Origin of the sequence: Mesorhizobium sp. B3-1-9 (assembly GCF_006439595.1) — a bacterium.
Classification (GTDB): Bacteria; Pseudomonadota; Alphaproteobacteria; order Rhizobiales; family Rhizobiaceae; genus Mesorhizobium.
On record NZ_VFTJ01000022.1, the window covers coordinates 72,318 to 96,370 of the forward strand.

The following is a 24,053-nucleotide window of genomic DNA, read 5'->3' on the forward strand; positions in this document are numbered from 1 at the left end:
GAGAGCGTGACATCCGATCTCCCCCCTTGAGGGGGAGATGCCCGGTAGGGCAGAGGGGGGCCTCGCGCCGACATTGCACGTTATCGGCACCACGCTTTCAGTTATCGGCACCGGGGCTTCAAGACAGAAACACCCTCTCGAATTCCTGCCTGCCCGTCGGCGAGAACACCACGGCGCGGCTGTCCTTTTCGCGCCGGGCCCATTTCTCGGCGATGATCTTGTCGAGGATGGCGGCGCCCAGCGTGCCGGCGAGATGCGAGCGCCGCACGCTCCAGTCGAGGCAGGCGCGGCACACCGGCCGCCGTGCCTTGGCATGGGTCTCGATGCCGAGCGCGGAAAAATGCGAGACGCCGGATGACGAGAGCCTGATCTCGTTGTCCTCGCGCAGCAAAAGTTTCCTGTCGAAGAGCCCGTCGAGCATCGCCACCGCCTGCTCGCCGGCGAGGTGATCGTAACAAACGCGCGCCACGCGCATGGCCACGTCGCGCGGGCCGGGCCGCACACGCTTCGGGCCGACCGCCTCGGCGACGCCGATGATCGCCTCGATCATGCCGGCCACCTGCGCGCTGGCAAGGCCGTAATAGCGGTGGCGCCCTTGGCTGGCCAAGGTCAGCAGCCCGCCATCCATCAGCTTGGACAGATGCGAGGAAGCGGTGGGCAGCGACACGCCGGCTTCCAGCGCCAGTTCCGACGCCGTCAGCGCCGTGCCGCCCATCAACGCGTTCAGCATGTTGGCGCGGGCCGGATCGCCGACCAGGCTGGCGATGCGGGCGATGTCCGGTCCTTCACGCATGGTTCGATCCTTATCGAAGCATTCCCGTCAGGGAAGCACTATTGTCGGGTCAGCTCAAGCAGCGCGGCAAACTCTCCTGACAGGAAGATGCCTAGCATAATGACGCAAGCGATGTTTCGACCGGGATCGAACCGTCGTCGTCGAAAAACCAACCAGACGAGGAGACCGGCATGACCATCACCTGCTTCATCCGCTACGAGATCGATCCGTTCGGCAAGGCGGCGTTCGAGCAATATGCGCGCGCCTGGGGTCAGGCCATTCCGCGTTGCGGCGCCGACCTGATCGGCTACTACGCCCCACACGAAGGCTCGGCCACCACGGCCTATGCCGCCTACAACGTCGAGAGCCTCGCGGACTATGAAGTCTATCGCGCGCGGCTTGCCGCCGACCCGGCCGGCAAGGCAAACTACGAATTCGCGCGGCGCGAGAAATTCATCCTCAAGGAGGACCGCGTCTTCCTGAAGCTGGTGTCCGGCCCGCATGGTCCGCGGCAGGTCTTTCGCACCGACGTGACGGTCAGGGAAGGGATGGAAGCATGATCGCAGTCATCTTCGAAGTGGAGCCGGCGGAAGGCAAGCGCGATGCCTATCTCGGCATCGCCGCGGAGCTTAAGCCCCTGCTCGACGGCATAGACGGTTTCATCTCGGTCGAGCGCTTCCAGAGCCTTGCCGATCCCAGGCGGGTGCTGTCGCTGTCCTTCTGGCGCGACGAGGAAGCGGTGAAAGCCTGGCGCAACACCGAGGAGCACCGGCAGGCGCAGAAGGCGGGGCGCGGCGGCATCTTCCCACGTCGTGCGCGACTACGGGATGACCGAAAGGGCGGAAGCGCCAAGGGACAGCCGCGCGGTGAATGGGTGAACCGCGCCTTCCCTTATCCCCTAGCGGGAGAAGGGAAAACCTAAGCATTCCCGATCAGCACGCCCGCCCCGAACACCAGCGCGCCGCCCAGCACCACCTGGAAGGCGGCGCGCCAGAACGGGGTCTGCATGTAGCGGTTCTGGACGAAAGCGATCGCCCAGAGCTCGAAGAACACCACCACAGCCGCCACGGCGGTGGCCGTCCAGAAGTGCGGGATCAGATAGGGCAGCGCGTGGCCGAGGCCGCCCAGCGAAGTCATCAGGCCGACTGTCAGCCCGCGCTTGATCGGCGAGCCGCGCCCCGACAGCTTGCCGTCGTCGGAGGCGACCTCGGTGAAACCCATCGAGATGCCGGCGCCGATCGAGGCGGCGAGGCCGACCAGAAGCGTCTGCCAGGTGTCGTGCGTGGCGAATGCCGCGGCGAAGATCGGCGCCAGCGTCGACACCGAGCCGTCCATCAGCCCGGCCAGCCCGGGCTGCACATAGGTGAGGATGAACTGGCGCTGCTCGGCGCTCGCCTCCTCGACCTTGACCGTGCCCGGCACATGCTCCTGCTCCAATTCATGCGCCGAGCTCTCATGGCCCTGCTCGGCCACGGCGAGATCGTCGAGCAGCTTTCGCGTCGAGGCGTCGGTGGTGCGCTTGGCCGCCTCTACATAGAAGCGATAGGCCTGCCGCTCCATTTCCTCGGCTTGCCGCCGCACATGCTCGATGCCGAGCGGCTTCACCAGCCAGTCGGGCTTGCGCTCGAAATAGCCTTTCACATGCTCGCGCCGGATCAGCGGGATGCGCTCGCCGAAGCGCTTGCGGTAAAGCTCGATGAGCGAATCGCGATGGCCGTCCTCTTCCTCGGCCATCGCCTCGAACACTTTTGCCGATTGCGGAAAGTCCTGTGCCAGGCCATCGGCATAAGCGCGGTAGATGCGTCCGTCATCCTCCTCGGAAGAGATCGCCAGCGCCAGGATTTCCTGCTCCGACAACGAATCGAACGAACGGCGGCCGAAGCCGAAAACACGAGAAAGCATGATGGGATCACTCTAGTTTAGAATTATTCTAAACTAGGATCTTGCTTGCCCAACGTCAATTGCGAACGGCACGGGCCGCGGACGCGAATGGGTGATCCAGCGGAACCCGACCCAACTCTTCATTATTGCCGAATGTTCGCCTATATAGCTTGCAACCACCAAAATTGAAGGAATCCCCGGCATGACGAACAAAAAGCCCCCGCACACATTCGATGCCAAACCGGTTCTCGATCTTATCGCCAGCATCGAGGCCGACCTGCAGCGCCTGAAGGGCCTCGTCGAAGAACAGCTCGAAAAATTCGACCCGGCCAACCCGCACAACAAGACGCCGGATGGCAAGCTGACCGAGGAAGGTGCCGAGTGCTGCTACCGCATGTTCGACGAAGGCAAGTCGCGCTACACGGTTTCCCAGCAGATGAAGATATCCTTCGCCGCCGCCACCCACCGCTTCAACTCCTGGCGCAAGCTCGGCGGCAGCAAAAGGACAAAGACGCTGCTGGGATGAGCGGTCGCCGACAGGGCGAAATGTCGGCGGGACAGCGCCCCCTCTGGCTTGCCGCCCATCTCCCCCGAGGGGAAAGATTAGCTGTTTCGGCGCCCCGCCCATTCTTGCGACCTAGGAGATTGGCGAAAGCCGGCGTGACGTCTGATCTCCCCTTGTGGAGGAGATGGCCGGCAGGCCAGAGGGGGGCGCGAAGGAACGCCAACTTCCAAAACTGCCAAACCAACCTTGTCTCCGTCACATTTTTTCGTTGGCGCGCCGGGATGATTTCCGTGCACCATGGCGGGACTCATCCTGCGAGGCCCTCCATGACCACCCTCCCCGGCATCTCCGACATCCGCGCCGCCGCGGCGCGGCTTTCCGGCTTGACCGTCGAAACGCCGCTGATCGAGTCGCCCGAGCTCAACAAGCGCTATGGCGCCCGCATCCTGTTCAAGCCCGAGACGCTGCAGCGCACCGGCTCCTTCAAGTTCCGCGGCGCCTACAACAAGCTGTCGAGCCTGAGCGAGGAGGAGCGCGGCCGCGGTGTCGTGGCCTTCTCTTCCGGCAACCATGCGCAAGGGGTGGCGGCCTCCGCCGCCATGTTCGGCGTCAAGGCTGTCATCGCCATGCCGGCCGATGCGCCGGCCATGAAGATCGGCAATGTCCGCAAGCTGGGCGCCGAGGTGGTGCCGTTCGACCGCTTCAAGGATGACCGCATGGCCGTTGTCCGCCCCTATATCGAGAAGGGCATGGTGCTGGTGCCGCCCTTTGACGATCCGGCCATCATTGCCGGCCAGGGCACGATCGGCCTGGAGCTGATGAAGCAGGCGAAAGCGCTCGGCGCAGCGCTCGACGCCGTCGTCGTGCCTTGCGGCGGCGGCGGCCTGTCGAGCGGTATCTCGGTCGCGGTCAAGGACGCTTCGCCGCGAACCGCCGTCTGGGCGGTCGAGCCCGAGCATTTCGACGACACGCGCCGCTCGCTGGCCAAGGGCGAGCGGGTCGCGAACGATCCCGGCCATAGCTCGATCTGCGATGCGCTGCTGACCGCCGAGCCCGGCGCCATCACCTTCGAGATCAACCGCCGGAATCTCGCCGGCGGCATTGCCGTCTCCGAAGACGCGGTCAGACAGGCGATGCGCGACGCCATGGCCCATCTCAAGCTGGTGGTCGAGCCCGGCGGCTGCGTCGCGTTTGCCGCGCTCTCCTCCGGCGAGATCGACCTCGCCGGCAAATGCGTTGCCGTCGTGCTCTCCGGCGGCAATGTCGATCTCATCACCTATGCCGGGATCATGGCCGCCGCATAAAGCGTCGCGCCGCGATCATCCGCTCGCCAGCGCCTGTTCGAGATAGTCGCTGAAGGCGCGCGCCTTTTGCGAAGGGCGCCGTCCAGCCGGGAACACGACGTAAGCCGCTACAGGGTCGAGACGGTAGCCTGCCAGGACCTCCACCAGTGCACCGGAGACAAGCTCCTCCGCGCACATCCATGTCGAGGCGATTGCGATGCCGAGGCCCGCGCTCGCGCAAGCGAGGACGCCTACGGTCGAACGGGTCCGCACGCGGGGATTGACGGGTTGGATCTCGGCGATGCCGTCCCGATGCGCGTTCCAGTTCTGCTCGTTCATGTCGCTGGGCCCGCTGATGAGATGATGCCGGCTGAGCTCGGCGAGGGTCTTCGGAATACCGCACCGGGCGAGGTAGGTGGGCGAGGCGACGAATAGGCGCCGGGCGGTGGCGAGCTTGCGCGCCACGAAGCTGGAATCCGGCTGTTCGCCAAGGCGAAGCGCCATGTCGGCGCCCTCCGCGATGAGGTTCTCGTAACGGTCGGACATCATGAGATCGATCTTCAGCAAGGGATGGTTGTCGAGGAAGGCAAGCAGCCGCGGCACTATCTGCCGCGCTCCGAAACCTTGCGACAGCGCCACGCGCAGTGTGCCGGACAGCCTGTCGGCGCTGCGGGCGGCGTTTTCCGCCTCTTCGACCCCGGCAAGCGCTTCTCGGGCGCGAGACAACAGAGCCTCGCCCGCGTCGGTAAGCGAGAGTTGGCGAGTGGTCCGGGTAAGCAGCTTGACGCCCAGCCGGTCCTCAAGCGCGGCCACTGTCCGCGAGACGGAAGGTTGCGACAGCCCGAACTCCCTGGCCACCTTGGAAAAACTGCCCGTCTCGACGGTGCGGACAAAGATCGCCAGTTGCTGAAATCGGTCATTCATACCAGAGACGTATATATCATATGAACCCGGCGGCGCTACCGGTCACACGACGCATGATTTACCTCCTCAGCAACACGCCGCGTGGCGGCGATGAGCGAAGGAGAAAGATCATGAACGAGCTGAAGGACAAGGTAGCGATCGTGACCGGCGCGTCAAAGGGCATCGGCGCGGCGATAGCGCGTCGGTTTGCCAAGGCGGGCGCCGCCGTGATGGTCAATTACGCTTCGAGCAAGGAGGATGCGGACCGGGTGGTCGCAGACATCCTGCGCGAAGGTGGCAAGGCCGTGGCGGTCCAGGCGGATGTCAGCAACAGCGCCGACGTGAAGCGGCTCTTTGCCGAGACCAAGGCGACGTTCGGGACGCCCAGCATCCTCGTCAACAATGCCGGCGTGTACCGCTTCGGGCCGCTGGAGGACGTGACGGAAGCCGAGTTCCATCGTCAGTTCAACACCAACGTGCTGAGCACGATCCTGACGACACAGGAAGCGGCAAGGGCCTTTGACGGCCACGGCGGCAGCGTCATCAATCTCAGCACCATTTCGAGCACCAATCCGGTGCCGAACTCCGTCGTCTATTCAGCCTCCAAGAGCGCCGTGGACACGATCACCAGGGCACTCGCCAACGAGTTGGCCACCCGCAGGATCCGCGTCAACGCGATCGCACCAGGCATGACGGAAACCGAAGGCCTCGCAGTCGTGGGCATCGATGACGAAACCGCCAAGAACATCGGAGCGACTTTGCCGATGGGCCGGGTGGGGCAGCCCGACGACATCGCGCGCGTCGCCGTCTTTCTGGCTTCCGACCAGTCAGCCTGGCTGACGGGTGAGCGCATCACTGCCTCCGGCGGCCAGCGTTAGCCGTTCGTCCGCAGTGAACTCGGCATCGATCTTGCAAAGTGTTGCGGCAATGGAATGGGCACGTCCGCCTGCCTCGACATCTTCATTGTTGTTCCGGAATGCAGCGGAGAACGCTCATCGCCGGCACCTCTTGCAGAAGGGTCGGCATCCGAAGCCCTCACGACAGCGGACGTGCCCATCCCGACAAACGATGCCGGCTTGTCAGCTGGAGTGAACATCCGCGGTCCTGAGACCATTCGAACTGCGCGGCGACCGTCCCGTCACCCGGCTGAACACGCGAGAGAAAGCGGCGCCGCTCTGGTAGCCGACCTGCAAGGCCACGCTCTTGACCGGCTTACCCCTGGCAAGAAGCTGACGTGCGACCGTCATGCGCCAGACCGTCAGATAGTCGATAGGCGTCTGGCCGATCCGTGTCCGGAAATGCTCGGCGAACCGCGTGCGTGACATGCCGGCGATCCCGGCGAGATCTTCCAGGGTCCATGGCTTCCCGGGCGCATCGTGCATTGCCGTCAGCACCCTGGCAAGGCGCGGATCGCCGAGTCCGGCGAGCACGCCGGTCGCTACCCGGCCGCTGTCGGTGACGTGTCGCACGATCAGGATCAGGAGGTAGTCCAACAGCTGGTCGAGCGCCACCTGGCGGCCACTCAGTTCGGAGAATGCTTCGCCGATCAGCAGATCGCAGACCGGCGCCAGCGCGGGATGCGACGCGAGCGGCAGGACCACGAGTTCGGGCAGGCCCTGTCCGATCGGGTTGCCCTCGGCGCCGCCGAGCTCGACGGTCGCGCAAACGAGATCGGCGCCGCGGTCCGGATCAACCGTGAAACTGTGGACGCGGCCACGGGGAAAAAACAGGAGGGATGGCTCATCAAGCTGAAGGTCGACCTGGCCGGCCCGGGCGAGCGTGAGCACGCCTCCCTTGAGAAGGTGCAAGTGGCCTTCATCGGTGAAGTGCCTCGTCTCACAAAGGTTACCGGTGAAGAAGGTCCGGGCTCTCGGCGTGACGTGGTCGAACAGGGCAGCGAAGGGATCCATTGGGACGATCGGCAATGTATTTGGCACCAACCATCACCTTTAATCCGGCATATAGGGCAGTGCAAGCCCGCATGTTACAGAAAAGGACCCCTCACATGCCCCGTATCGCTCCCATCGAAACTGCCCATGCCGATCCCGGCGTCAAGGCCACGTTGTCGGCCGTCAAGACCAAGATCGGCATGGTGCCGAACCTGTTCTCGACTTTTGCGCGATCGCCCGCGGCGCTCAACGGCTATCTTGCCTTCTCCGATGCGCTCGGCAAAGGCGTACTGACCGCCAAGCAGCGGGAGATCGTTGCGCTCGCCATTGGGCAGGCGAACGAGTGCGAGTACTGCCTCTCGGCGCACACGCTGATGGGCAAGGGCGCCGGCCTGTCGCCGGAAGGCATCCGCAGGGCCCGCGAGGGCAAGGCGGAAACCGCCATCGACGCCGTCATCGCATCGTTCGCGCGCCGCGTGCTTGAGAAGCGCGGGCAGGTCACGGACGCCGAAGTTGCCGCCGTGCGTTCGGCTGGTCTTGACGACGCCCGCATCATCGAGGTGATCGCGAACGTCGCGATCAACGTGCTGACCAACTACACCAACAACGTGGCGCTGACCGATATCGACTTTCCCAAGGTCGATGTCGCGCTGCGACCTGCCGCCTGATCCCGAAGGGCGTGGCGCTCGATCCTTGGGCGCCGCGCTCATCAGCAATCACACGGTCCACGGCCTGTGCAGGCCTCCTCAATGGCAGCGTGTCATGAATATTCGTTTCGTCACCAACACCGCTCAGGCCTTGCTCGACTACCTCGTCGCGCTGAGCCTGATTGCCATGCCGTTCCTCGTTGGGCTCCGCCATCCGGAACGCCACGGGATTGCAATCTTCGTCCTGCCCTGTTGGCTGCAGGTTGTCGTCGACCGCCTCGTCAGCGGTGTATTCATCGTTGTTCCGTTCGTGCTCGGCTTCCAGGGTCTCGAAGTCTGGTACTACTGGGCGAAAGTGAGATCCGGTCCGCGCTTGAGCCAGCCTGGGGATTGTGCCGGCCGAGGATCAAAGAATGGCGGCGCAGCTTGAATCGGTGGCGGCCGACGTCCCGCCCGCAATCGGTTGCTTCGGCCTGAGACAAAACAGCGGTGTATGGAGATGCCTCTCAAGGGATGAAGTCGGTGTCCTGCGGCAGGTGCCGCTGTTTGCCTGCATCGCACCGGCCAGGCTCAAATTGCTCGCCTTCACTTCGGATCGGCCACTGTGGTGCAGTGGTTGCACACTCAAGATAAGGACCTTTCACATGACCCGTATCGCCCTCGTCCACTCATCCCATGCCGACGCCGCCTCGGGCGGGCAGCACTAGCCGCTTGCCCGGGAGCGGGTTCGGCATCGAAGTGTTGCGGCAAGCAGGCGGCCAGATCCGTCGGCCGCGATATGTCCAGTGTCAATTTCCATAACTATAGCGGAGAAACCTCATGCCCCAACCAGAACATTTTGATTTTCTGATCCTCGGCAGCGGCCAGGGCGGCAAGGCGCTTGCCTGGCATCTGGGCCGATCCGGCCAGCGCGTCGCGGTCGTCGAGCGCCGATGGGTCGGCGGCTCCTGTCCTGCGGTGGCCTGCATGCCCAGCAAGAATGAGGTGTGGAGCGCGCGGGTCGCCTACCTGTCCCAAAACGCCGGCCAGTTCGGCACGTCGACCGGTCCCGTCTCGACCGACATGGCGAAGGTCCGCCGGCGCAAGCAGGAGATGGTCGATCGCGAGATCGCCTTCCACCTCGATGCCTATAAGAGCAGCGGCGCGGAGCTGATCATGGGCAGCGGCCGCTTCGTTGGACATAAGACGATCGAAGTTGCGCTGAACGACGGCGGCACGCGGGTGCTCACCGGCGACAAGGTCGTCATCAATGTCGGCACGCATGCGGCGATCCCCGGTATTCCCGGTCTCGAGCAAGCCCAGCCGCTCACCCATATCAGCGCCCTCGAGCTCGACATCCTGCCGCCGCATCTCATCGTGCTCGGCGGCGGCTATGTCGGCCTGGAACTGGCGCAGGCCTATCGCCGCTTCGGCAGCCGGGTGACGGTGATCGAAGCCGGGCCTCAGCTTATCGGCCGGGAGGACCGCGACGTCGCCGACGAGATGCGGAAACTTCTCGAGGACGAAGGCATCGAGTTCTTTGTCGGCACCGAGCCGCTTGGCGTGCATGGCCGCTCCGGCGAACAGGTCAGCGTGACCATACGCACGGCTTCGGGCGAGCGGACGATCGAGGGCAGCCATCTGCTCGCTGCCGTCGGGCGCGTCCCAAACACCGCCGGTATCGGCCTCGAAGAGGCCGGCGTCGCGCTGGACAGCCGTGGCTTTATCCGCGTCAATGAACGGCTGGAGACCGTCGCGCCCGATGTCTGGGCGCTCGGCGAATGCGCCGGCAGTCCGCAATTCACGCATGTCTCGGTCGACGATTTCCGCATCATCCGGGACAATCTGGCCGGCGGCCATCGCACGACGCGCGACCGGCTGGTGCCCTATACGATGTTCACCGATCCGCCGCTCGCCCGCGTCGGCTTGAGCGAGGGCGAAGCGCAGCGCCAGGGCGTCATCGTGCGCGTCGCCAAGCTGCCGATGAGCGCCGTGCTGCGCACCGAAGCGACGGACGAAAAGCAGGGTTTTATGAAGGTGGTCGTGGCCGGCGATGACGACCGTATCCTCGGCTTCACCATGATCGGCTCCGAGGCAGGCGAGGTCCTGGCGGCGGTTCAGACGGCGATGCTGGCGAACCTGCCTTATCCGAAGCTGCGCGACGCCGTCATCACGCATTTGACGATCGCGGAGGGACTTGGGCCCCTGCTGGCGAACCTGCCGCCGAGGTCCGGACAATAGGTTGGAAGCTTCATCCCGGGGAGCCACCGGAGAGACAAATGACCGAGGAGGAAATTATCATGAAGGCAATCGTGGTGACGGACCAGGCCGCGGGAACGGCCGGGATGACGCTGGTGGAGCGGCCTGAGCCGCAGGCAGCGATAAACGACGTCGTCGTTCAGGTTCATGCGTCGGGATTCGTCCCGACCGAGCTGGCGTGGCCTTCGACCTGGACCGATCGCCGCGACCGTGACCGAACACCGTCGATCCCCGGGCACGAGTTGGCCGGTGTGGTCACCGCTCTCGGCTACGGCACGACGGGGCTGTCGGTGGGACAGCGGGTGTTCGGCCTCGCCGACTGGTATCGCGACGGCACCTTGGCGCAGTATATCGCCATCGAGGCGCGCAACCTCGCACCGCTGCCGGGCGACGTCGACTTCACGGTGGGCGCGAGCCTCCCGATCTCGGGCCTGACCGCCTGGCAGGGGCTGTTCGAGCACGGCCGCCTCCGGCCCGGGCAGAGCGTGCTTGCGCATGGCGCAGCCGGCGCCGTCGGGTCGATGGTGACGCAACTCGCGCGAGAGGCCGGCGCCTACGTCATCGGCACCGGCCGCGCCGCCGACCGTCAGGCGGCGCTCGACTTCGGCGCGACGGAGTTCATCGACCTCGACAACGACACCCTGGAAGATGCCGGCAAAATCGATCTGGTGTTCGACGTCATCGGCGGCGACATCGGCAAACGGTCCGCAGGCATGGTCCGGGCCGGGGGAACACTGGTGTCCGTCGTCGGGCCGGTAGAGGCGCGGCCCGCTAACGGCCTGGCGGTCGACTTCGTTGTCGAGTCCGATCGTGCCCAGCTGAGCGAGATCGTCCAGCGGGTGCGGGACGGACGTCTGCGGACGAACATCGGCAACGTCTCGACCCTCGACGATGCCATCGCCGCCTTCAACCCCACCGAGCGGCGCAAGGGAAAGACGATCATCCGCGTTCGTCCGTGAGGACGAACGGTTCTGCCCTTCTCGTGGATAGAACGTGCCGTTCATCGATGTCCGGTTCTGGCCACAACAAGGACCGTCTCGACCCACTCCCGCTCGCCCCGCATTGTCCTCCGCCCCTAATCCAGCGGCGGCGAGGGGCTTTCAAGTTGTCGCGCGGTTGGACCCGCTTTGGGGCCGGCAAGAGAATGTCGGCTTCTGGCGCCCCAAGGCCCTAAGCAGCCATTAAGGTCCGGGGTCGACGATCGTCTGAACCATGTCCGCGTCACGCCGGGGAGAAGCGCCGAATAGGCGTTTGTATTCGCGGCTGAACTGCGATGCGCTCTCATAGCCCACAGAAAAACCGACCGTAGCCGCCGCGTCGTGCTCGGACACAAGTCGCCGGCGGGCTTCAGTCAGACGAACGTGCTTCTGGTATTGCAACGGGGCCAGGCTGGTCACCGCCTTGAAGTGGCGATGGAAAACCGAAACGCTCATGCCCGCGATGGTGGCCATGACTTCGATGCTCAGGTGCTCGGCGAAATGCTCGCGGATCCACCTCATTGCGCGGCGAACATTTGAGAGCCGGGAGTCGGTTCCCGCGATCTGGCGCAGCAATGCGCCTTGTGGACCCTGGAGCAGGCGAAACATCAGTTCATGTTCGAAATGATGCGCCATAACAGGAACCTCATCCGGTCGGTCCAGTAACCCGATCAGGCGCCTCCATACGTCGAGCAACTCGGGATCTGCTTTGCTGATGCGGAAGCCGGTATCGAGTGGGGGCTCCCGCATATCGGACATTTCGATCAGCAATGCCGAAATGACAGCCGGATCGAGATAGAGGTTCGCCGCCAGATACGGCGCTTCCGGCGACGCCTCCGAGATCTGGCCAATGATTGGGACGGACTGGACCGCTTTGCTCCGCGAAGCGCAATTCCTGAAAAATCGGCATTGACAGTCCCCAGGTACTTGCGGATCTGGAACCGCCCGCTTGTCTCGATGTTATGCAACAGAAGGGACGTTGCAGTTTCCAGGAGATGAGAACAATGAGGCAGATACTTTTAGCATCAGCGATAATGGCCATGTCCACGGGGCTGGGCTTGGCCCAGACCAACAGCACTACCACGAGTGGATCTTCTTCAAACACGACGACAATGCCCAGCGCTCAAGGCACCGACTCCACCACCACTAGCGGCACCAATTCCAATTCGGCAAAGGATTGCGCACCTGGCCAACAGACCGGCAGTGCAAAACAGGCGGCTCCGGGCCAGCAAGATACCAGCGCGAAATCAGCAGCCCCGGGCCAGATGAAAACAACCACCGAAGGGTGTTAGTCAACTCAAGCGAGCGGCGGTTTTTTCGTTCGATTGGTCTGCAACCAAATCCGCGCATCGAGTTGCGCTGTCGGGTGAAATCCGAAGTGGTCCCCAACGCCTCGGTGGTCTGGGCGGCATGCGCATGAGAGCTGAGATGCAGGGCTTCGGCAATGCACCTATCGCAAATGGCTCCCGGATATTGCACCGTGACGAAGTCGTTTATCATCTGAGCGACGATCACGGCGGGCCGCACCTCCTATGCATTCCGCTAAGCATATAGGCGCTTCCGCCTATGTCATCAAAGCGTCTTTCTCTTCGGTGGAACATAGGCGGTCACCAGTCTGACCTTATCGGCGTTCACAGTGACCGCCACGCCGAGATTGACCGTCACGCGGCGCCGTCGATTGGCGGGCCGAACACGCTAACAAAATGAAAATCATCCGCCAAATAGCTCCTCGCGCGCATCAGATCGTGTGCGTTGAGCGTGTCAGCGAGGCAGGTAACCAAGCTTCTTTCGAGGTCGTCCGCTCTCATTTCCGTTCTCCGAGGTACGTCGTTAGCACGGTCCAGTATCGGCCCCGGCCTGGCCGGCCCGGTCTCGAACCTGGTCGCTCCATCCCACCTGGTTGAAGCCTAGATCACTCGCTGCCGGAGGTCGTGAGCCGATGACGCACTTGGGTGGGCACTGGCGCGCACTGTTGACTGGGGTGAGCTCGGATATTCATTCCGGTTTCCCCCGCTACGCGTTGTGAAGACTGCTCAAGTCCGTGGCTTTCGCGACTTACTCATTCGCATGAAAGCGCCGTCATGGCTTCGGTCGCGCTCGGGGTGCCTATCCAAAGCAAACTTGCGATCCGCTTCGGTTCGATCAGGCGGCGGCAGATCGCCTGACCAGGTGGAAGAGCAGCTGTCCGCCGGATTGGACGAAGGGCAGATAGCCCGGTTCATCGAGTACGATGAAGTTCTTGCGGCTGAGGTGATAGGCAACCGTGCACCACACCTAGCTCCCCTTCGATCCGTTCAACGACTTCTGGAAAGGCAGACAAACAGAGCATTTTCGCCAACATATCACTCAACCCTTTGGATCAAAAATTTCGAGGGTTTGAGCGCGGAACCCCCGATAGCAAGGCGAAGAGCAGGCTACCGCCGGTCAAAGCAACCCCGAAAGCAGCCGCGAGCGGCCATCCGCCCGTGGCGATACCCCAACCACCGAGGGCGGAGCCGCAGGCGCCGGCGAGAAAGATAGACGCCATGTAGAGGGCGTTCACTCTCGTCCGAATGTCGTCCCCGAGTGAAAAGATGGCGCGCTGCGAAAGGATCATATTTGCGGTCACGGCTGCGTCCAGAACGATGCCCGCGCAAGCCAACAATCCCACAGCCCATATGCGGTGACCAAAAAACGATATGATGAAAGGAATGACGGCTGTGGTGAGCGCAACGAGCTGCGCAGCCTGGGCAATGCGCGGCTGGCGATGTCCCGCGTCTGCAATGCGCCCGACGAAGGGAGCCACACACGCGCCCGAAACGCCAGCCAACGCGAACAAGCCGATAGCCTGCTGGCCCAGGCCGAAATCTCTTGCGAGGTGAAGGGGGGCAGCCGTCCAAAATAGAATGAAGGCGGCCAAAAGACCCGCGTGGATAACCGCCCGGTAGCGCAGTTCCGCATGGTTGCGCCAGATCGGCAAAAGAGAGCGCAGCAACGCCGTGTAGCTGAGGGATGTCTGCGGTCGAAGAGAGGGTAACACCTTCAACAGGAGCACCGCCAGGACCGCTTCCCCCGCAGCGATGAGCCAGTAGATGGCCCGCCATCCCGCGACGCTTGCCACGAAGCTGCCCATCGGCCGTGACAGCATGATGCCGAGAAGCAGGCCGCTCATGACCTTGCCGACGACGTGGCCCCGCTCATGCTCCGGCGCCAAGCGAGCGGCATAGGGAAGCAGAATTTGGCCGCCGACAGGACAGATGCCGATCCCAAGGGAGGCTACCAAGAATGGTCCTGGCGACGAGCTCAAGGCAGCAGCGACGAGGGCTAACAGCCCAATCAAGACGATCGGAACGACGACTGCTCGCGTTTCGCAAATGTCGCCCAACGGTGCCAACAGAAGGAGCGCTATGGCGTAGCCCACTTGGGTCAGGGTGACGGGCACGCCGGCCAGAGATGGCGGCAAGCCCGTAGAGGCGCTGATCGGAGCCGCAAGCGGTTGCCCGAAGTAGAGATTGGCAACCAGCAGTCCGCACCCAAAGGCAAGCGTGAGGATAATCCCCCCCGAGAGGTGCGACCTCGCTGTGCTCGTTAGCCCGCGCTCTACTTCCAATGACGGCATTTCACTACTCCTGCTACCGGTCTTCAAGGGAGCACGCATTATTCGGGTATATACCCACATCTAGCAAAATTTAGAGGCTTGCCAGAAGGCGTTGAAGTTGCCTCGCTTTGTCGGCTCCGAGGTTTTTCTCTATGCCATGCTGCACACTGTCCCACAGCGGCAACCCTCGCTTGAGCACCTCGTGTCCTTTTTCCGTTAGCGAGAACAGCGCCTCACGCTGGTCCGAGCCATGAGACATCTTCACCAGCCCCAAGCGCTCAAGGACGCGCCCGTTCCGACCCACCGTTGACCGCTCAAGCTCAACAAAGGTAGCCAAATCCGTGACGGAAACGGGCTCCATCGAGATGATCACCCGAATCAGATTGAATTGCGCGATGCTCACCCCCAAAGGTGCGAGCGCTTCGTCGTAAAGCGCCGACACTTTTCGGGAAGCACGATTTAGAAGGACCCGGTAGCAGTGCGTCTCTCTCATCATGAGGGTATATACCGATACTTCGGCGCATTCAAGCCATCCGGGCTCGAAGCTCGACGGCCGAGCGGCTGACTGAATGACAGTATGGGGCACAAACGCGCCGGCTTCGCCGGTTAACTGAACATCCGCTTCTAGGATATCGTCAAAGCCGGCTCAATGTCCGACATGCGGCGCAAAGCAGCCATTGCCTGGCTCGGGGCCTGATCCGGCTTAGAACATGCCGTTCATCGATGTCCGGTTCTGACCACAACAAAGGACCGTCTCGACCCACTCCCGCTCGCCCCACATTGTCCTCCGCCCCTAATCCAGGGTGCGCCGGAAGCGCACCAGCGCCACGCCGGCAAACAGCGCCACGAACACCACCAGCCAGCCGATCTCGGTCGCCACCGCCGGCAGTTGCGCCCCCTTCAGCATGACCGCGCGGGTGATGCGCAGAAAATGTGTCAGCGGGAAGATTTCGCCGAAGATCTGCGCCCAGCCGGGCATGCCGCGATAGGGGAACATGAAGCCCGACAGCATGATCGAGGGCAGGAAGAAGAAGAAGGTGAGCTGCAGCGCCTGCATCTGCGTGCGGGCGATGGTGGAGATCGAATAGCCGAGCAGCACCAGCGACAGCACGAACACCAGCACCGCTGACAACAACAGAGAAAGCGAGCCGGTGAAGGGGATGGCAAACAGAAGCTTCGCCGCGGCCAGCACCACCACCACTTGCACCGCGCCCACCACCAGATAGGGCAGCACCTTGCCCAGCATGATTTCCAGCGGGCTCGACGGCATGGCCAGAAGGTTTTCCATCGTGCCGCGCTCGGTCTCGCGCGTCAGCGCGATCGAGGTCATCATCACCATCGTCATCTGCAGGATGACGCCGAGCAGGCCGGGCACGATGTTGTATTGCGAGATGCCCTCGGGATTGTAGCGCCGGTGCACGACGACATCGAGCTGGCCGCGCGCCGCCTCCTTGGCGGTCTCCTGCGTGCCTTGCGCCCTGAGCAGCGCCTGGCCGGCCACGGTGCCCAGCGTCGAGATCGCGCCACTGGCCACCGCCGGATCGGTGGCGTCGGCCTCGATCAGGATCTGCGGATTGTCGCCGCGCTCCACCCGTCGGGCGAAATCGGCGGGAATGGTGACGACGAAGGAGACATCGCCGCGCGACATCAGGAATTCGGCCTCGTCCGCGCTTTGCGCGACATGGTCGAAGCGGTAGTAGCCCGTCGTCTGCAGCGCCGAGACCATGGCGCGCGTATAGGGATCGCTGCTGGTCGCCACAAGAGCTGCCGGCAGGCTCTTCGGGTCGTTGTTGATCGCATAGCCGAACAGCACCAGCTGGATCAGCGGCACGCCCAGCATCATGGCGAAGGTGATGCGGTCGCGCCGCATCTGGATGAATTCCTTGATCAGCAGCGCGCCCAGCCTGGCGAAGGAGAAGACCGCGTTCATGCCATGTTGTCCTTCGAGCCGGACATGAACTGGATGAACACATCCTCGAGGCTTGTCTCGCCGGGTTTCACCGTGACGCCCTTATGCTCCTTCTCGACATCGGCGAGCGCCTTTTCGAGCGCCGCCTTGTCGGAACCGACGACATGCAGCGTCGCGCCGAACGGCGCCACCTGGTCGACGCCGGGCCGGCCCTGCAGTGCCTCGGCCACCTGGTCGAGCCGCGGTCCCTGCAGCACGAAGGTGGTCAGCCCGGCATTCTTCACCACCTCGTCCACCGTGCCGGTGGCGAGCATCTTGCCGTAGGAGATGTAGCTGATGCGGTGGCAGCGTTCGGCCTCGTCCATATAGTGGGTGGAGACGAGCACGGTCAGCCCGCCGCCGGCCAGCCGATGGATCTCGTCCCAGAACTCGCGCCGCGCCTTCGGGTCGACGCCGGCGGTCGGCTCGTCGAGCAGGAGCAGCTTCGGCTTGTGCATGATGCAGGCGGCCAAGGCCAGCCGCTGCTTCCAGCCGCCGGAAAGCGTGCCGGCCAGCTGGTCGCGACGGCTCGTCAGGCCGAGCTCCTGAAGCGTGCGCGCGACATATTCCTCCACCGGCCTCAGCCGGTAGAGCCGCGCAACGAATTCGAGGTTCTCGCCGATCGTCAAATCCTCGTAGAACGAGAACTTCTGCGTCATGTAGCCGACTTCGCGCTTGATCTTGAGCGCGTCGCTGCGGATGTCGAAGCCCAGCACCGTGCCGTCGCCCTCGTCCGGCGTGAGCAGCCCGCACATGATGCGGATGGTCGTCGTCTTGCCCGAGCCGTTCGGCCCGAGGAAACCGACGATCTCGCCTTCGGCGACCGTCATCGTCACATGGTCGACGACGGTCTTGTCGCCGAAGCGCTTGACCAGGCCGCGAACGTCGATTGCGTTCATTGCCCGAGATCCGCGAGATCGACATCGACGATCTGGCCGGGCTGCAAGGGCCCGGCATTGCCGTCCGGCCGCGCTTCGACCAGATAGACCAGCTTCTGCCGGTTCTCGAGCGAATAGATCACCGGCGGCGTGAACTCCGGATCGGGCGAGACATAGCTGACACGTGCCTTCAGCCCCGTCCCGCAGCCGTCGCAATGGACATTGAGCTCGGTGCCGACCTTGACCGACGAGAAGGCGCTTTCCGGCACATAGACGCTGAGCTTCACGGCGCCGTCCGGCAGCACCGAGATCACCGGCGCGGTTGGCCCGGCGGTGTCGCCGGGATTGCGGATGACGTCGTTGACGCGCCCGGGCGAGGGTGCCGTCAGCACCCGCTTCGACAGCCGCCACTCGGCCTGCTCCAGGGTCGACTGCGCCTGCTTGACCTGGTTGTCGGCGGCCTTGATGGTCTCGGCCCGCGCCGGCAGGTTGCCGACGGCGAGATTGGCTTCCGCTTGGCCGACCTGGGCCGTGGCGGTCTCCAGCGAAGCCGAGGCGGTGTCGTAGTCGGCCTGGGTGCCGGTGCCGCGTTTGTAGAGATCGCTCGCCCGGTCGTATTTGCGCTTGGCGTCGGCGGCCTGGGCTTTTGCCATGTCGACCTCGGCCTTGAGCACCGCGATTTCCTCGGGGCGCTTGCCGACCTGCAGGTCGGCAAGCTGGGCCTGCGCCTGCGCCAACGCCGCCTGCGCTTGCGCGACCTCGATCTTGGCGTCGGCGTCCTCGAGCGTCGCCACCGGCGTGCCGCTCTCGACGCGGTCGCCGCGCCTGACCGTCACCGTCGCCACCTGGGCCACTTCGATCGGCGCCATCAGCACATATTCGCCTTCGACATAGCCGACGGCCAAGGGCGCCGCCGGCGCGCAGGCGCCGAACAATTGGGCCGCGAGCGGCAGCGAACAGAGAAAGCTCATGATTTGCCCTTCTTGCCGGCGCGCGCATCGCGTGCCGCCAGCATCGCCCTGAGGTTGTCGGTCGTGACTGCCACCACCTTGGCGGCCTCTTCATTGCCGATCCCGCGCCAGCCCATCCGGCGCATCACCGCCTCGCGGCCGATGCGGAAATAGATGACCTGGCCGATCATGGTGAAGACGGTGAGCTTGGTCGCCTCGCTCTCGGCCGGCTCGCCGGTCGCCTGTTCCCAGATCTGGCACAGCCGCCGGTGCGTCGGCTCGAACACGCCTGCATAGATGCGGTCGAGCGCGGCGGTCGGATGCGAGAGCTCGCGAAGTACGAATTGTACGATCTCGCCGGCCTGCGGACTGGCCACGACGAAGCCCACCATCCGCTCGAGCGCTGCGAAAAGCTGGGCGCGGGCGGCTTCCGGTTCCGGCGGCGCGGCGGCCTGATCGCCGCCCAGCGCCTGGCCGGCGATCCCCTGGATGGTGTCGACGATAAAATCGGCGGCGGCGGCGCGCAGGCCTTCCTTGCCGCCGAAATGATAGGCGATCGAGCCGATATTGGCCTTGGCCTCGGCCGCGATCTCGCGCGTCGAGGTGCCGTCGAAACCTTGCCGCCCGAACAGCTTGAGCGCCGCGTGCACCAGCGCAGTGCGCGTCTGCTCGGCGGTGGTGGCCTCGCGCGGCTGCCTTTTTATGCTTGGCTGCTTGTTCATATTCAGACTTTAATCATTCGATTGATTAAAGTCAAGTTTGACTCCGAGTCGGCTTGCCTTCTCGACCCTCACAGGCTTTAGTGCCCGGCCATGGGCAAGGAAGTCGAGCGCAAATTCCTGGTCTCCGGTCCGGCCTGGCGCGACAGGGTCGAGGCGGAAATCCGCATTCGCCAGTTCTATGTCGCCGCCCAGCCCGGCCGCACGGTGCGCGTGCGCATCAGCGACGGGCGCTCCGCCAGGCTGACGCTGAAGTTCGGCGACAGGGCGCGTGAGCGCGATGAGTTCGAATATTCGATCCCGCTTGCCGAGGCCGAGGAGCTGATGGCGTTCGCGCTGGGGCGTGTCATCGAGAAGACACGCCACCATGTTAGACACCGCGGCTATCTCTATGAAGTCGATGTTTTCGGCGGAAAGCTCGCGGGGTTGGTGATCGCGGAGCTGGAGACGCCGGAGGACGTATCTGACGAAATGCTGCCCGACTGGCTCGGTCGCGAGGTCACCGGCGAGTCGAAATTCTACAACGCGTCGCTGGCCCTCGGGGGGATTCCGGAGATCGCCGCATGAGCTTCCGCATCGATCCGCGCTTGCCGCTGACCGGCGAGGTCAGGCGCATATTGGCCGACGAGATCGGCAAGGCAATCGCCCATCTCGAGATGGCGCGCGAGAAGCCGGAGCAGGGACTGCACAAATGCCGCAAGCGGCTGAAGAGCGTGCGCGCCTTGCTGCGCTTGGTTCGTTCCGGGGACGAACCGTTCTGCCAGACCGAGAACGAATGCTATAAGCAGGTATCGGCGCTGCTGGCCGGGCCGCGCGAGGCAACCGCCTTGATCGAAACCATCGATCGCCTGGCCGATGCCTTTCCGGAACAATCCGCCGGCGGCGGTCTCGATCCCGTGCGCGAGCGGCTGGTGCTGCGCCAGCATGAGCTCCATGCCGGTCCCGGCCTCGACGCCGCCATCAATGCGGCGATAGCCGCATGCCGGGAGGGCTTGGAGCGCATCGACAGGCTGGCCCTGCCCGACCAGCCGGAACAGGCCGCCGACATCCTCGCCGACGGCGCCCGCGCCACCTTGCGGCGGGCGAAGAAGGCGTTGGACAAGGCGGAGTCGCGTGGCGAGGACGAGGACTTTCACGACCTGCGCAAGGCGGTCAAGACGCATTCCATGCATCTGTCGCTGCTCGGCCGCCTGTGGCCGACGCCGATCAAGGCGCGCCGCAAGGCGGTCGACAGGTTCGGCGAGCAGCTCGGCGAATTGCACGACGTCTTCGTCATGCGCGCCCTGCTCGCCGCCGAAGGCGAGCCGCTCGGCTCCGCCGACGACACGAAGCTGCTGCGCAAGCTGCTGAAGCGCTCCGAAAAGAGCCTGACCAAGGCCTGCCTCGCCGATGCCGCCGACCTGTTCGGCGACAGCCCGAAACGCTCGGCCAAAAAACTCGCCCGCAAGGCGCGCGACGATCTCGCCGGACCGCAGGAAGAAGCGAAAGCGGCGTGACGCCCTTTCCTTCTCCCCTTGCGGGAGAAGGTGGATCGGCGCGTAGCGCCGAGACGGATGAAGGGTGCTCCAGCTTGGCCAACGCGCTCGTCTAAAGCCGCAATCGCCAACGTCTCACTGCCTGGAACACCCCTCATCCGTCGCCTTCGGCGACACCTTCACAAGTGGAGAGGGGCAGAGCTACGCCGGCAGCGCCCGTTTCTCCTTCTCCGCCCGCGCGCCCGCGTCCCTCGGATGCGGCCCGATCGGCATGATCGCGGGAAACGGCGTCGCGCCGAAAGCAAAGGTCCATTTGTAGCCGGTGAGCTGGTCCTCCGGCGTGGTGTGCTGGTCGTGATGGGCAAGCAGCTTGGCGCGCTCGGCGAGCTCCTCGGCCTCGCGCCGCAGCATCTCCGCCGTTTGCGGCCGCATGCGCCTGGAAAAGCTGATGAAGGTCGCGCCCTGCTCCATGTGGCCGAGCGCCCAGCCGACAAAATTCTTGTTGGTCATCTCGAAATGCGGCTTCAGCGGTCCCTCGAAATCCCACTGGATCGGCGTGTCGACGAGCAGCCTTGCCGACAGGCCGCGCCCCAGCGCCACCAGCCCGAGCTCCTCGAGGTCGCGCAGGTAGAGGAACATCGAAGCTTCGCTCAGGCCTTGCGAGAGCATGATGCCTTCGGCCGTGAATTTCTCCGACAGCATGATGAAGACGAAGAGCAGCGCCGGCCGCGCCGCCAGGCGGCGCTCGATCTCCGGCCCGACGCGGTTGGCCGGGCCCGGTCCCCGGTTCATCGCGCCGAGCACGTTCTCCAGCTCGACATCGGCCGCGGCGCAGATCTCCATCAGCCGGTCGAGCTTGCAGTTCCGCTCATGGAAGATGCGCTTCACCGTCGGCTCGGAAACGCCCATGCGTTCGGCCAACGTCCGGTAGGTCAGGCCCTTGGCCTTCAGCGTCCGTTTCAGCGCCTCGAAGATCGGACCGTTCATGGAATGCGCCTCCTTCATCCGATTTGGTATCGAAGAACGATACTAGTCTTGTTCCGGCTTCCAGGAAAGTATCGAAAATCCTAGCTCTCCGTCGTCAGTACAGGAGAGCACCCATGAAACGTCTCATCGCCTCAACCATCGTCGCAACGATCGCCGTGTCTGTCGCGCAGGCCGGCGAACTCTGGCGCGCCACCGGCTTCGAGCAGCCGGAATCCGCGCTTGTCGATGCCGCCCACAACCGTATCGTCGTCTCCAACATCGCCGGCAATCCCGGCGACGCGGACGGCAATGGCTACTTGTCGCTTCTGTCGATGGACGGCAAGGTCATCGCCCGCCACTGGGTGGACGGCATGGACGCGCCCAAGGGCATGGCGATCGCCAGTGGCAGGCTCTACGCCGCCGACATCACCAAGGTGCACGTCGTCGACCTCGCCAGCGGCAGACTGGTCGAGACCATCGATGTGCCGGGCGCCGTGTTTCTCAACGACATGACGCAGGACAGCGCCGGCAAGGTCTATGTCAGCGACATGCTGGCCGACACGGTCTACCGCATCGACGGCGACAGGCCGGAGCTGTTCGTCAAGGACGCGCTGCTGGCCTCGCCCAATGGCGTGTTCGCCGATGGCGGCAGGCTGATCGTCGCGTCCTGGGGCAAGGGCATCAACAAGACCGACTTCAGCACCGCCGAGCCGGGCGGCCTGCTGTCGGTCGACCTCGCCACGAAGAAGGTCACGCCGCTGGCGGGCGCTCAAGAATTCGCCGACCTCGACGGTGTCATCGCTATTGGCGAAACCATCTACGCCACCGCCTACATGACCGGCACGCTTTACAGCTACAAGCCCGGCGGCGCGCCGGAAGCGGTGGCGCACTTCAAGCCCGGCAGCGCCGACATCGGCACCGACGGCAAAAAGATCTTCGTGCCGCTGATGGGCGAAGGCGAGGTCGTGGCGCTGTCACTGGATTGAGCACGTCGCGGCGGAGAGGCATTGCAACGCCGGCGGGACAGCGTTTCGCATCTCGGCACTGCAGCGGCGAGGCGAGTTTTTCGCCTCGCCGATCGGGATTGGACCGTCATGTCGGTGGCGGCTGCCATCTGGTTTCGCCGCTTGCTCCGTACTATCGGCTCCCATCCGTCACATGAGCGAAGCCGTGAAGACATCCAGCCTGACCGGCGCCGTTTCGCCGATGATCCCCGTGCTCATATGCGCGCTGGCGATCTTCCTGCTCTCCGGCATGGATGCGGCAATGAAGTCCCTGGCCCTCGCGGTCGGCGTCTATAACACGCTGCTGTGGCGCAGCCTGGTTGCCACGTTGGTCGCGGGCGCCGCCTGGTCGGCGGGGTCGCGCTCGAAGCCGAGCCTTCCGGTGCTGGGCCTGCATGCGCTGCGCGCCGCGATTGTCGGCATCGTCCTGGTCTTGTTCTTCTGGGGTCTGGCGAGGCTGCCGCTCGCCGAGGCGATCGGGCTCAGCTTCGTCGCGCCGCTGTTTGCGCTTTTGCTTGCGGCATTGTTGCTGGGCGAACGCATAAGGCGGCAGGCAATCTGGGCGTCGCTGGCCGGCATGGCGGGCGTCGCGATCATATTGGCCGGCCAGTTCGGTGCGGCAAGCCATTCGCAGGATGCCCTGCTTGGCACGGCCGCGGTGCTCGCATCGACGGTGTTCTACGCCTACAATCTGATCCTCTCGAGGCAACAGGCGCTGCTGGCCAGGCCGGTCGAGATCATGCTGTTCCAGAACCTCTTCGTCGCGATCATCCTCGGTCTCGCAGCACCTTGGCTCGCGGTTGCGCTGCCGAGCGATCTCTGGCTTCCCTTGGGCGCGGTGGCGCTGCTGTCGCTCGCCGGGCAATTTTTGATGAGCTGGTCCTACGCCCGTGCCGAGGCGCAATATCTGATTCCGACCGAATACTCGGCCTTCATCTGGGCGATCGCGCTTGGCTGGTTCTTCTTCGGCGAGAAGGTGTCCTGGACCACGCTGACAGGAGCATGCCTCATCGTCGCCGGCTGCCTGATCGCCGCGCGCGCCAATCCGAAGCTTGCCGAGCCGATCGAAGCGGCGATGTGAGAGAGCGCGGCATTGGGCGGTAAATCCGGCCGCAACGGCGCCGATTCTTCCGCACCGCCGCGGTGGCGGCTCAGCCCTGCGGGTTCTGCGCCGCGGTAGTCTTGAGGCGCACGCCCCTGCCGCCGCGCTCGCTGGCCTGGTTCTCGCCGATCAGCTCCACGCCGACCTCGTCGAGCGCCTGGATGACCTTCATCAGCGTGTCGACCACGCCCCGGACGACGCCGTCGCTCGCTTCCATGCGCTGGATCGTCGGCAGCGAGACGCCGGCGCGCTCGGCGAGCGTCTTCTGGTCGATGCCGGTCAACGCCCGCGCGGCGCGCATCTGTGCGGCAGTGATCATCGGCCTGAACCCGTCTTTTG

At 64.3% G+C, this 24,053-nt stretch carries 27 protein-coding genes and 2 pseudogenes; 13 read left to right on the top strand and 16 right to left on the bottom strand.

Going from position 1 to position 24,053, the window contains the following annotated elements; all coding sequences use genetic code 11:
• Positions 1–118: 118 nt before the first annotated feature.
• Positions 119–793, bottom strand: coding sequence for a winged helix-turn-helix domain-containing protein (locus FJW07_RS27370; protein WP_140859428.1), 675 nt, complete (start codon positions 791–793; stop codon positions 119–121).
• A 170-nt stretch (positions 794–963) separates the two neighbouring features.
• Here FJW07_RS27370 and FJW07_RS27375 point away from each other — a divergent pair, with 170 nt between their 5' ends.
• Positions 964–1,332 (top strand): NIPSNAP family protein, encoded by a 369-nt coding sequence (locus tag FJW07_RS27375; protein ID WP_140645923.1) that lies wholly within the window; start codon positions 964–966, stop codon positions 1,330–1,332.
• Positions 1,329–1,650: pseudogene (locus FJW07_RS27380) on the top strand (antibiotic biosynthesis monooxygenase). The gene FJW07_RS27375 and the pseudogene FJW07_RS27380 overlap by 4 nt, the downstream one beginning before the upstream one ends.
• A gap of 40 nt (positions 1,651–1,690) precedes the next feature.
• Here FJW07_RS27380 and mbfA read toward each other — a convergent pair.
• Complete coding sequence (gene mbfA, locus FJW07_RS27385; RefSeq protein WP_140658185.1) at positions 1,691–2,674, bottom strand: iron exporter MbfA; 984 nt, start codon at positions 2,672–2,674, stop codon at positions 1,691–1,693.
• A 181-nt stretch (positions 2,675–2,855) separates the two neighbouring features.
• Between mbfA and FJW07_RS27390 the strand changes: the two genes are divergently transcribed.
• Positions 2,856–3,179 (top strand): hypothetical protein, encoded by a 324-nt coding sequence (locus tag FJW07_RS27390; protein ID WP_140645920.1) that lies wholly within the window; start codon positions 2,856–2,858, stop codon positions 3,177–3,179.
• A 305-nt stretch (positions 3,180–3,484) separates the two neighbouring features.
• Positions 3,485–4,462 carry a threonine/serine dehydratase gene (locus FJW07_RS27395; protein ID WP_140859429.1) on the top strand — a complete coding sequence of 326 codons (978 nt, stop codon included), beginning with the start codon at positions 3,485–3,487 and terminating at the stop codon, positions 4,460–4,462.
• Between the two features lie 15 nt (positions 4,463–4,477).
• On the opposite strand, the gene FJW07_RS27400 is transcribed toward FJW07_RS27395, so the two are convergent.
• A complete protein-coding gene (locus tag FJW07_RS27400) occupies positions 4,478–5,365 on the bottom strand; it encodes a LysR family transcriptional regulator (RefSeq protein ID WP_140859430.1) in 888 nt (295 codons plus the stop codon).
• Positions 5,366–5,475: 110 nt separating this feature from the next.
• On the opposite strand from FJW07_RS27400, the gene FJW07_RS27405 reads away from it, so the two are divergent.
• On the top strand, positions 5,476–6,222 hold the full coding sequence (locus FJW07_RS27405; RefSeq protein WP_140658177.1) for a glucose 1-dehydrogenase: 747 nt from the start codon (positions 5,476–5,478) through the stop codon (positions 6,220–6,222).
• Positions 6,223–6,423: 201 nt separating this feature from the next.
• On the opposite strand, the gene FJW07_RS27410 is transcribed toward FJW07_RS27405, so the two are convergent.
• Positions 6,424–7,254 (bottom strand): AraC family transcriptional regulator, encoded by an 831-nt coding sequence (locus FJW07_RS27410; protein WP_140859431.1) that lies wholly within the window; start codon positions 7,252–7,254, stop codon positions 6,424–6,426.
• A 95-nt stretch (positions 7,255–7,349) separates the two neighbouring features.
• On the opposite strand from FJW07_RS27410, the gene FJW07_RS27415 reads away from it, so the two are divergent.
• From FJW07_RS27415 to FJW07_RS27435, 4 genes are all read left to right on the top strand, one after another.
• Positions 7,350–7,901 (top strand): peroxidase-related enzyme, encoded by a 552-nt coding sequence (locus FJW07_RS27415; RefSeq protein WP_140859432.1) that lies wholly within the window; start codon positions 7,350–7,352, stop codon positions 7,899–7,901.
• A gap of 94 nt (positions 7,902–7,995) precedes the next feature.
• Positions 7,996–8,310, top strand: coding sequence for a hypothetical protein (locus tag FJW07_RS27420; RefSeq protein ID WP_140645914.1), 315 nt, complete (start codon positions 7,996–7,998; stop codon positions 8,308–8,310).
• A gap of 389 nt (positions 8,311–8,699) precedes the next feature.
• Positions 8,700–10,100, top strand: coding sequence for a mercuric reductase (locus tag FJW07_RS27430; protein ID WP_140859434.1), 1,401 nt, complete (start codon positions 8,700–8,702; stop codon positions 10,098–10,100).
• Positions 10,101–10,159: 59 nt separating this feature from the next.
• Positions 10,160–11,077, top strand: coding sequence for an NADP-dependent oxidoreductase (locus tag FJW07_RS27435; RefSeq protein ID WP_140859450.1), 918 nt, complete (start codon positions 10,160–10,162; stop codon positions 11,075–11,077).
• A 222-nt stretch (positions 11,078–11,299) separates the two neighbouring features.
• Here FJW07_RS27435 and FJW07_RS27440 read toward each other — a convergent pair whose 3' ends face one another.
• The 10 genes and pseudogenes from FJW07_RS27440 to FJW07_RS27480 form a co-directional block, all read right to left on the bottom strand.
• Positions 11,300–11,950 carry an AraC family transcriptional regulator gene (locus FJW07_RS27440; protein ID WP_140859435.1) on the bottom strand — a complete coding sequence of 217 codons (651 nt, stop codon included), beginning with the start codon at positions 11,948–11,950 and terminating at the stop codon, positions 11,300–11,302.
• Positions 11,951–12,241: 291 nt separating this feature from the next.
• Positions 12,242–12,610, bottom strand: coding sequence for a hypothetical protein (locus FJW07_RS27445; RefSeq protein ID WP_140859436.1), 369 nt, complete (start codon positions 12,608–12,610; stop codon positions 12,242–12,244).
• 146 nt (positions 12,611–12,756) lie between these two features.
• Positions 12,757–12,903 carry a hypothetical protein gene (locus FJW07_RS31825; RefSeq protein ID WP_181182734.1) on the bottom strand — a complete coding sequence of 49 codons (147 nt, stop codon included), beginning with the start codon at positions 12,901–12,903 and terminating at the stop codon, positions 12,757–12,759.
• Positions 12,904–13,252: 349 nt separating this feature from the next.
• Positions 13,253–13,357 (bottom strand): annotated as a pseudogene (locus tag FJW07_RS27450) (IS21-like element helper ATPase IstB); the annotation flags it as partial.
• A gap of 97 nt (positions 13,358–13,454) precedes the next feature.
• Positions 13,455–14,693, bottom strand: coding sequence for an MFS transporter (locus FJW07_RS27455; protein WP_140859437.1), 1,239 nt, complete (start codon positions 14,691–14,693; stop codon positions 13,455–13,457).
• Positions 14,694–14,763: 70 nt separating this feature from the next.
• Complete coding sequence (locus FJW07_RS27460; protein WP_140859451.1) at positions 14,764–15,165, bottom strand: MarR family winged helix-turn-helix transcriptional regulator; 402 nt, start codon at positions 15,163–15,165, stop codon at positions 14,764–14,766.
• A 300-nt stretch (positions 15,166–15,465) separates the two neighbouring features.
• Positions 15,466–16,602 carry an ABC transporter permease gene (locus tag FJW07_RS27465; protein ID WP_140859438.1) on the bottom strand — a complete coding sequence of 379 codons (1,137 nt, stop codon included), beginning with the start codon at positions 16,600–16,602 and terminating at the stop codon, positions 15,466–15,468.
• Complete coding sequence (locus FJW07_RS27470; protein ID WP_140786239.1) at positions 16,599–17,519, bottom strand: ABC transporter ATP-binding protein; 921 nt, start codon at positions 17,517–17,519, stop codon at positions 16,599–16,601. Before FJW07_RS27470 ends, FJW07_RS27465 begins: the two co-directional genes overlap by 4 nt.
• Positions 17,516–18,469, bottom strand: coding sequence for an HlyD family efflux transporter periplasmic adaptor subunit (locus FJW07_RS27475; RefSeq protein ID WP_140786238.1), 954 nt, complete (start codon positions 18,467–18,469; stop codon positions 17,516–17,518). Before FJW07_RS27475 ends, FJW07_RS27470 begins: the two co-directional genes overlap by 4 nt.
• Positions 18,466–19,170, bottom strand: coding sequence for a DUF1956 domain-containing protein (locus tag FJW07_RS27480; protein WP_140645905.1), 705 nt, complete (start codon positions 19,168–19,170; stop codon positions 18,466–18,468). Before FJW07_RS27480 ends, FJW07_RS27475 begins: the two co-directional genes overlap by 4 nt.
• Positions 19,171–19,260: 90 nt before the next feature.
• Between FJW07_RS27480 and FJW07_RS27485 the strand changes: the two genes are divergently transcribed.
• The gene (locus FJW07_RS27485; RefSeq protein ID WP_140645904.1) at positions 19,261–19,734 is read left to right on the top strand and encodes a CYTH domain-containing protein; all 474 of its coding nucleotides are present in this window, start codon (positions 19,261–19,263) and stop codon (positions 19,732–19,734) included.
• Positions 19,731–20,663, top strand: a complete 933-nt coding sequence (locus tag FJW07_RS27490) for a CHAD domain-containing protein (RefSeq protein ID WP_140859439.1) — start codon at positions 19,731–19,733, stop codon at positions 20,661–20,663. Before FJW07_RS27485 ends, FJW07_RS27490 begins: the two co-directional genes overlap by 4 nt.
• A 180-nt stretch (positions 20,664–20,843) precedes the next feature.
• On the opposite strand, the gene FJW07_RS27495 is transcribed toward FJW07_RS27490, so the two are convergent.
• Positions 20,844–21,629 carry a helix-turn-helix transcriptional regulator gene (locus FJW07_RS27495; protein ID WP_140859440.1) on the bottom strand — a complete coding sequence of 262 codons (786 nt, stop codon included), beginning with the start codon at positions 21,627–21,629 and terminating at the stop codon, positions 20,844–20,846.
• Between the two features lie 113 nt (positions 21,630–21,742).
• Here FJW07_RS27495 and FJW07_RS27500 point away from each other — a divergent pair, with 113 nt between their 5' ends.
• Positions 21,743–22,594 (top strand): ATP/GTP-binding protein, encoded by an 852-nt coding sequence (locus FJW07_RS27500; RefSeq protein ID WP_140859441.1) that lies wholly within the window; start codon positions 21,743–21,745, stop codon positions 22,592–22,594.
• 172 nt (positions 22,595–22,766) lie between these two features.
• Positions 22,767–23,693: a DMT family transporter gene (locus FJW07_RS27505; protein WP_140859442.1), complete on the top strand. Its 927-nt coding sequence runs from the start codon at positions 22,767–22,769 to the stop codon at positions 23,691–23,693.
• A 70-nt stretch (positions 23,694–23,763) separates the two neighbouring features.
• Here FJW07_RS27505 and FJW07_RS27510 read toward each other — a convergent pair whose 3' ends face one another.
• The gene (locus tag FJW07_RS27510; RefSeq protein ID WP_140645899.1) at positions 23,764–24,033 is read right to left on the bottom strand and encodes a helix-turn-helix transcriptional regulator; all 270 of its coding nucleotides are present in this window, start codon (positions 24,031–24,033) and stop codon (positions 23,764–23,766) included.
• Between the last annotated feature and the right edge of the window lie 20 nt (positions 24,034–24,053).

What these genes read in the sequence shown, in the direction of transcription:
- FJW07_RS27370 (WP_140859428.1), bottom strand. Translation starts at nt 793, where the DNA reads ATGCGTGAAGGACCGGACATCGCCCGCATCGCCAGCCTGGTCGGCGAT.
- FJW07_RS27375 (WP_140645923.1), top strand. Translation starts at nt 964, where the DNA reads ATGACCATCACCTGCTTCATCCGCTACGAGATCGATCCGTTCGGCAAG.
- mbfA (WP_140658185.1), bottom strand. Translation starts at nt 2,674, where the DNA reads ATGCTTTCTCGTGTTTTCGGCTTCGGCCGCCGTTCGTTCGATTCGTTG.
- FJW07_RS27390 (WP_140645920.1), top strand. Translation starts at nt 2,856, where the DNA reads ATGACGAACAAAAAGCCCCCGCACACATTCGATGCCAAACCGGTTCTC.
- FJW07_RS27395 (WP_140859429.1), top strand. Translation starts at nt 3,485, where the DNA reads ATGACCACCCTCCCCGGCATCTCCGACATCCGCGCCGCCGCGGCGCGG.
- FJW07_RS27400 (WP_140859430.1), bottom strand. Translation starts at nt 5,365, where the DNA reads ATGAATGACCGATTTCAGCAACTGGCGATCTTTGTCCGCACCGTCGAG.
- FJW07_RS27405 (WP_140658177.1), top strand. Translation starts at nt 5,476, where the DNA reads ATGAACGAGCTGAAGGACAAGGTAGCGATCGTGACCGGCGCGTCAAAG.
- FJW07_RS27410 (WP_140859431.1), bottom strand. Translation starts at nt 7,254, where the DNA reads ATGGATCCCTTCGCTGCCCTGTTCGACCACGTCACGCCGAGAGCCCGG.
- FJW07_RS27415 (WP_140859432.1), top strand. Translation starts at nt 7,350, where the DNA reads ATGCCCCGTATCGCTCCCATCGAAACTGCCCATGCCGATCCCGGCGTC.
- FJW07_RS27420 (WP_140645914.1), top strand. Translation starts at nt 7,996, where the DNA reads ATGAATATTCGTTTCGTCACCAACACCGCTCAGGCCTTGCTCGACTAC.
- FJW07_RS27430 (WP_140859434.1), top strand. Translation starts at nt 8,700, where the DNA reads ATGCCCCAACCAGAACATTTTGATTTTCTGATCCTCGGCAGCGGCCAG.
- FJW07_RS27435 (WP_140859450.1), top strand. Translation starts at nt 10,160, where the DNA reads ATGAAGGCAATCGTGGTGACGGACCAGGCCGCGGGAACGGCCGGGATG.
- FJW07_RS31825 (WP_181182734.1), bottom strand. Translation starts at nt 12,903, where the DNA reads ATGAGAGCGGACGACCTCGAAAGAAGCTTGGTTACCTGCCTCGCTGAC.
- FJW07_RS27455 (WP_140859437.1), bottom strand. Translation starts at nt 14,693, where the DNA reads ATGCCGTCATTGGAAGTAGAGCGCGGGCTAACGAGCACAGCGAGGTCG.
- FJW07_RS27460 (WP_140859451.1), bottom strand. Translation starts at nt 15,165, where the DNA reads ATGAGAGAGACGCACTGCTACCGGGTCCTTCTAAATCGTGCTTCCCGA.
- FJW07_RS27465 (WP_140859438.1), bottom strand. Translation starts at nt 16,602, where the DNA reads ATGAACGCGGTCTTCTCCTTCGCCAGGCTGGGCGCGCTGCTGATCAAG.
- FJW07_RS27470 (WP_140786239.1), bottom strand. Translation starts at nt 17,519, where the DNA reads ATGAACGCAATCGACGTTCGCGGCCTGGTCAAGCGCTTCGGCGACAAG.
- FJW07_RS27475 (WP_140786238.1), bottom strand. Translation starts at nt 18,469, where the DNA reads ATGAGCTTTCTCTGTTCGCTGCCGCTCGCGGCCCAATTGTTCGGCGCC.
- FJW07_RS27480 (WP_140645905.1), bottom strand. Translation starts at nt 19,170, where the DNA reads ATGAACAAGCAGCCAAGCATAAAAAGGCAGCCGCGCGAGGCCACCACC.
- FJW07_RS27485 (WP_140645904.1), top strand. Translation starts at nt 19,261, where the DNA reads ATGGGCAAGGAAGTCGAGCGCAAATTCCTGGTCTCCGGTCCGGCCTGG.
- FJW07_RS27490 (WP_140859439.1), top strand. Translation starts at nt 19,731, where the DNA reads ATGAGCTTCCGCATCGATCCGCGCTTGCCGCTGACCGGCGAGGTCAGG.
- FJW07_RS27495 (WP_140859440.1), bottom strand. Translation starts at nt 21,629, where the DNA reads ATGAACGGTCCGATCTTCGAGGCGCTGAAACGGACGCTGAAGGCCAAG.
- FJW07_RS27500 (WP_140859441.1), top strand. Translation starts at nt 21,743, where the DNA reads ATGAAACGTCTCATCGCCTCAACCATCGTCGCAACGATCGCCGTGTCT.
- FJW07_RS27505 (WP_140859442.1), top strand. Translation starts at nt 22,767, where the DNA reads ATGAGCGAAGCCGTGAAGACATCCAGCCTGACCGGCGCCGTTTCGCCG.
- FJW07_RS27510 (WP_140645899.1), bottom strand. Translation starts at nt 24,033, where the DNA reads ATGATCACTGCCGCACAGATGCGCGCCGCGCGGGCGTTGACCGGCATC.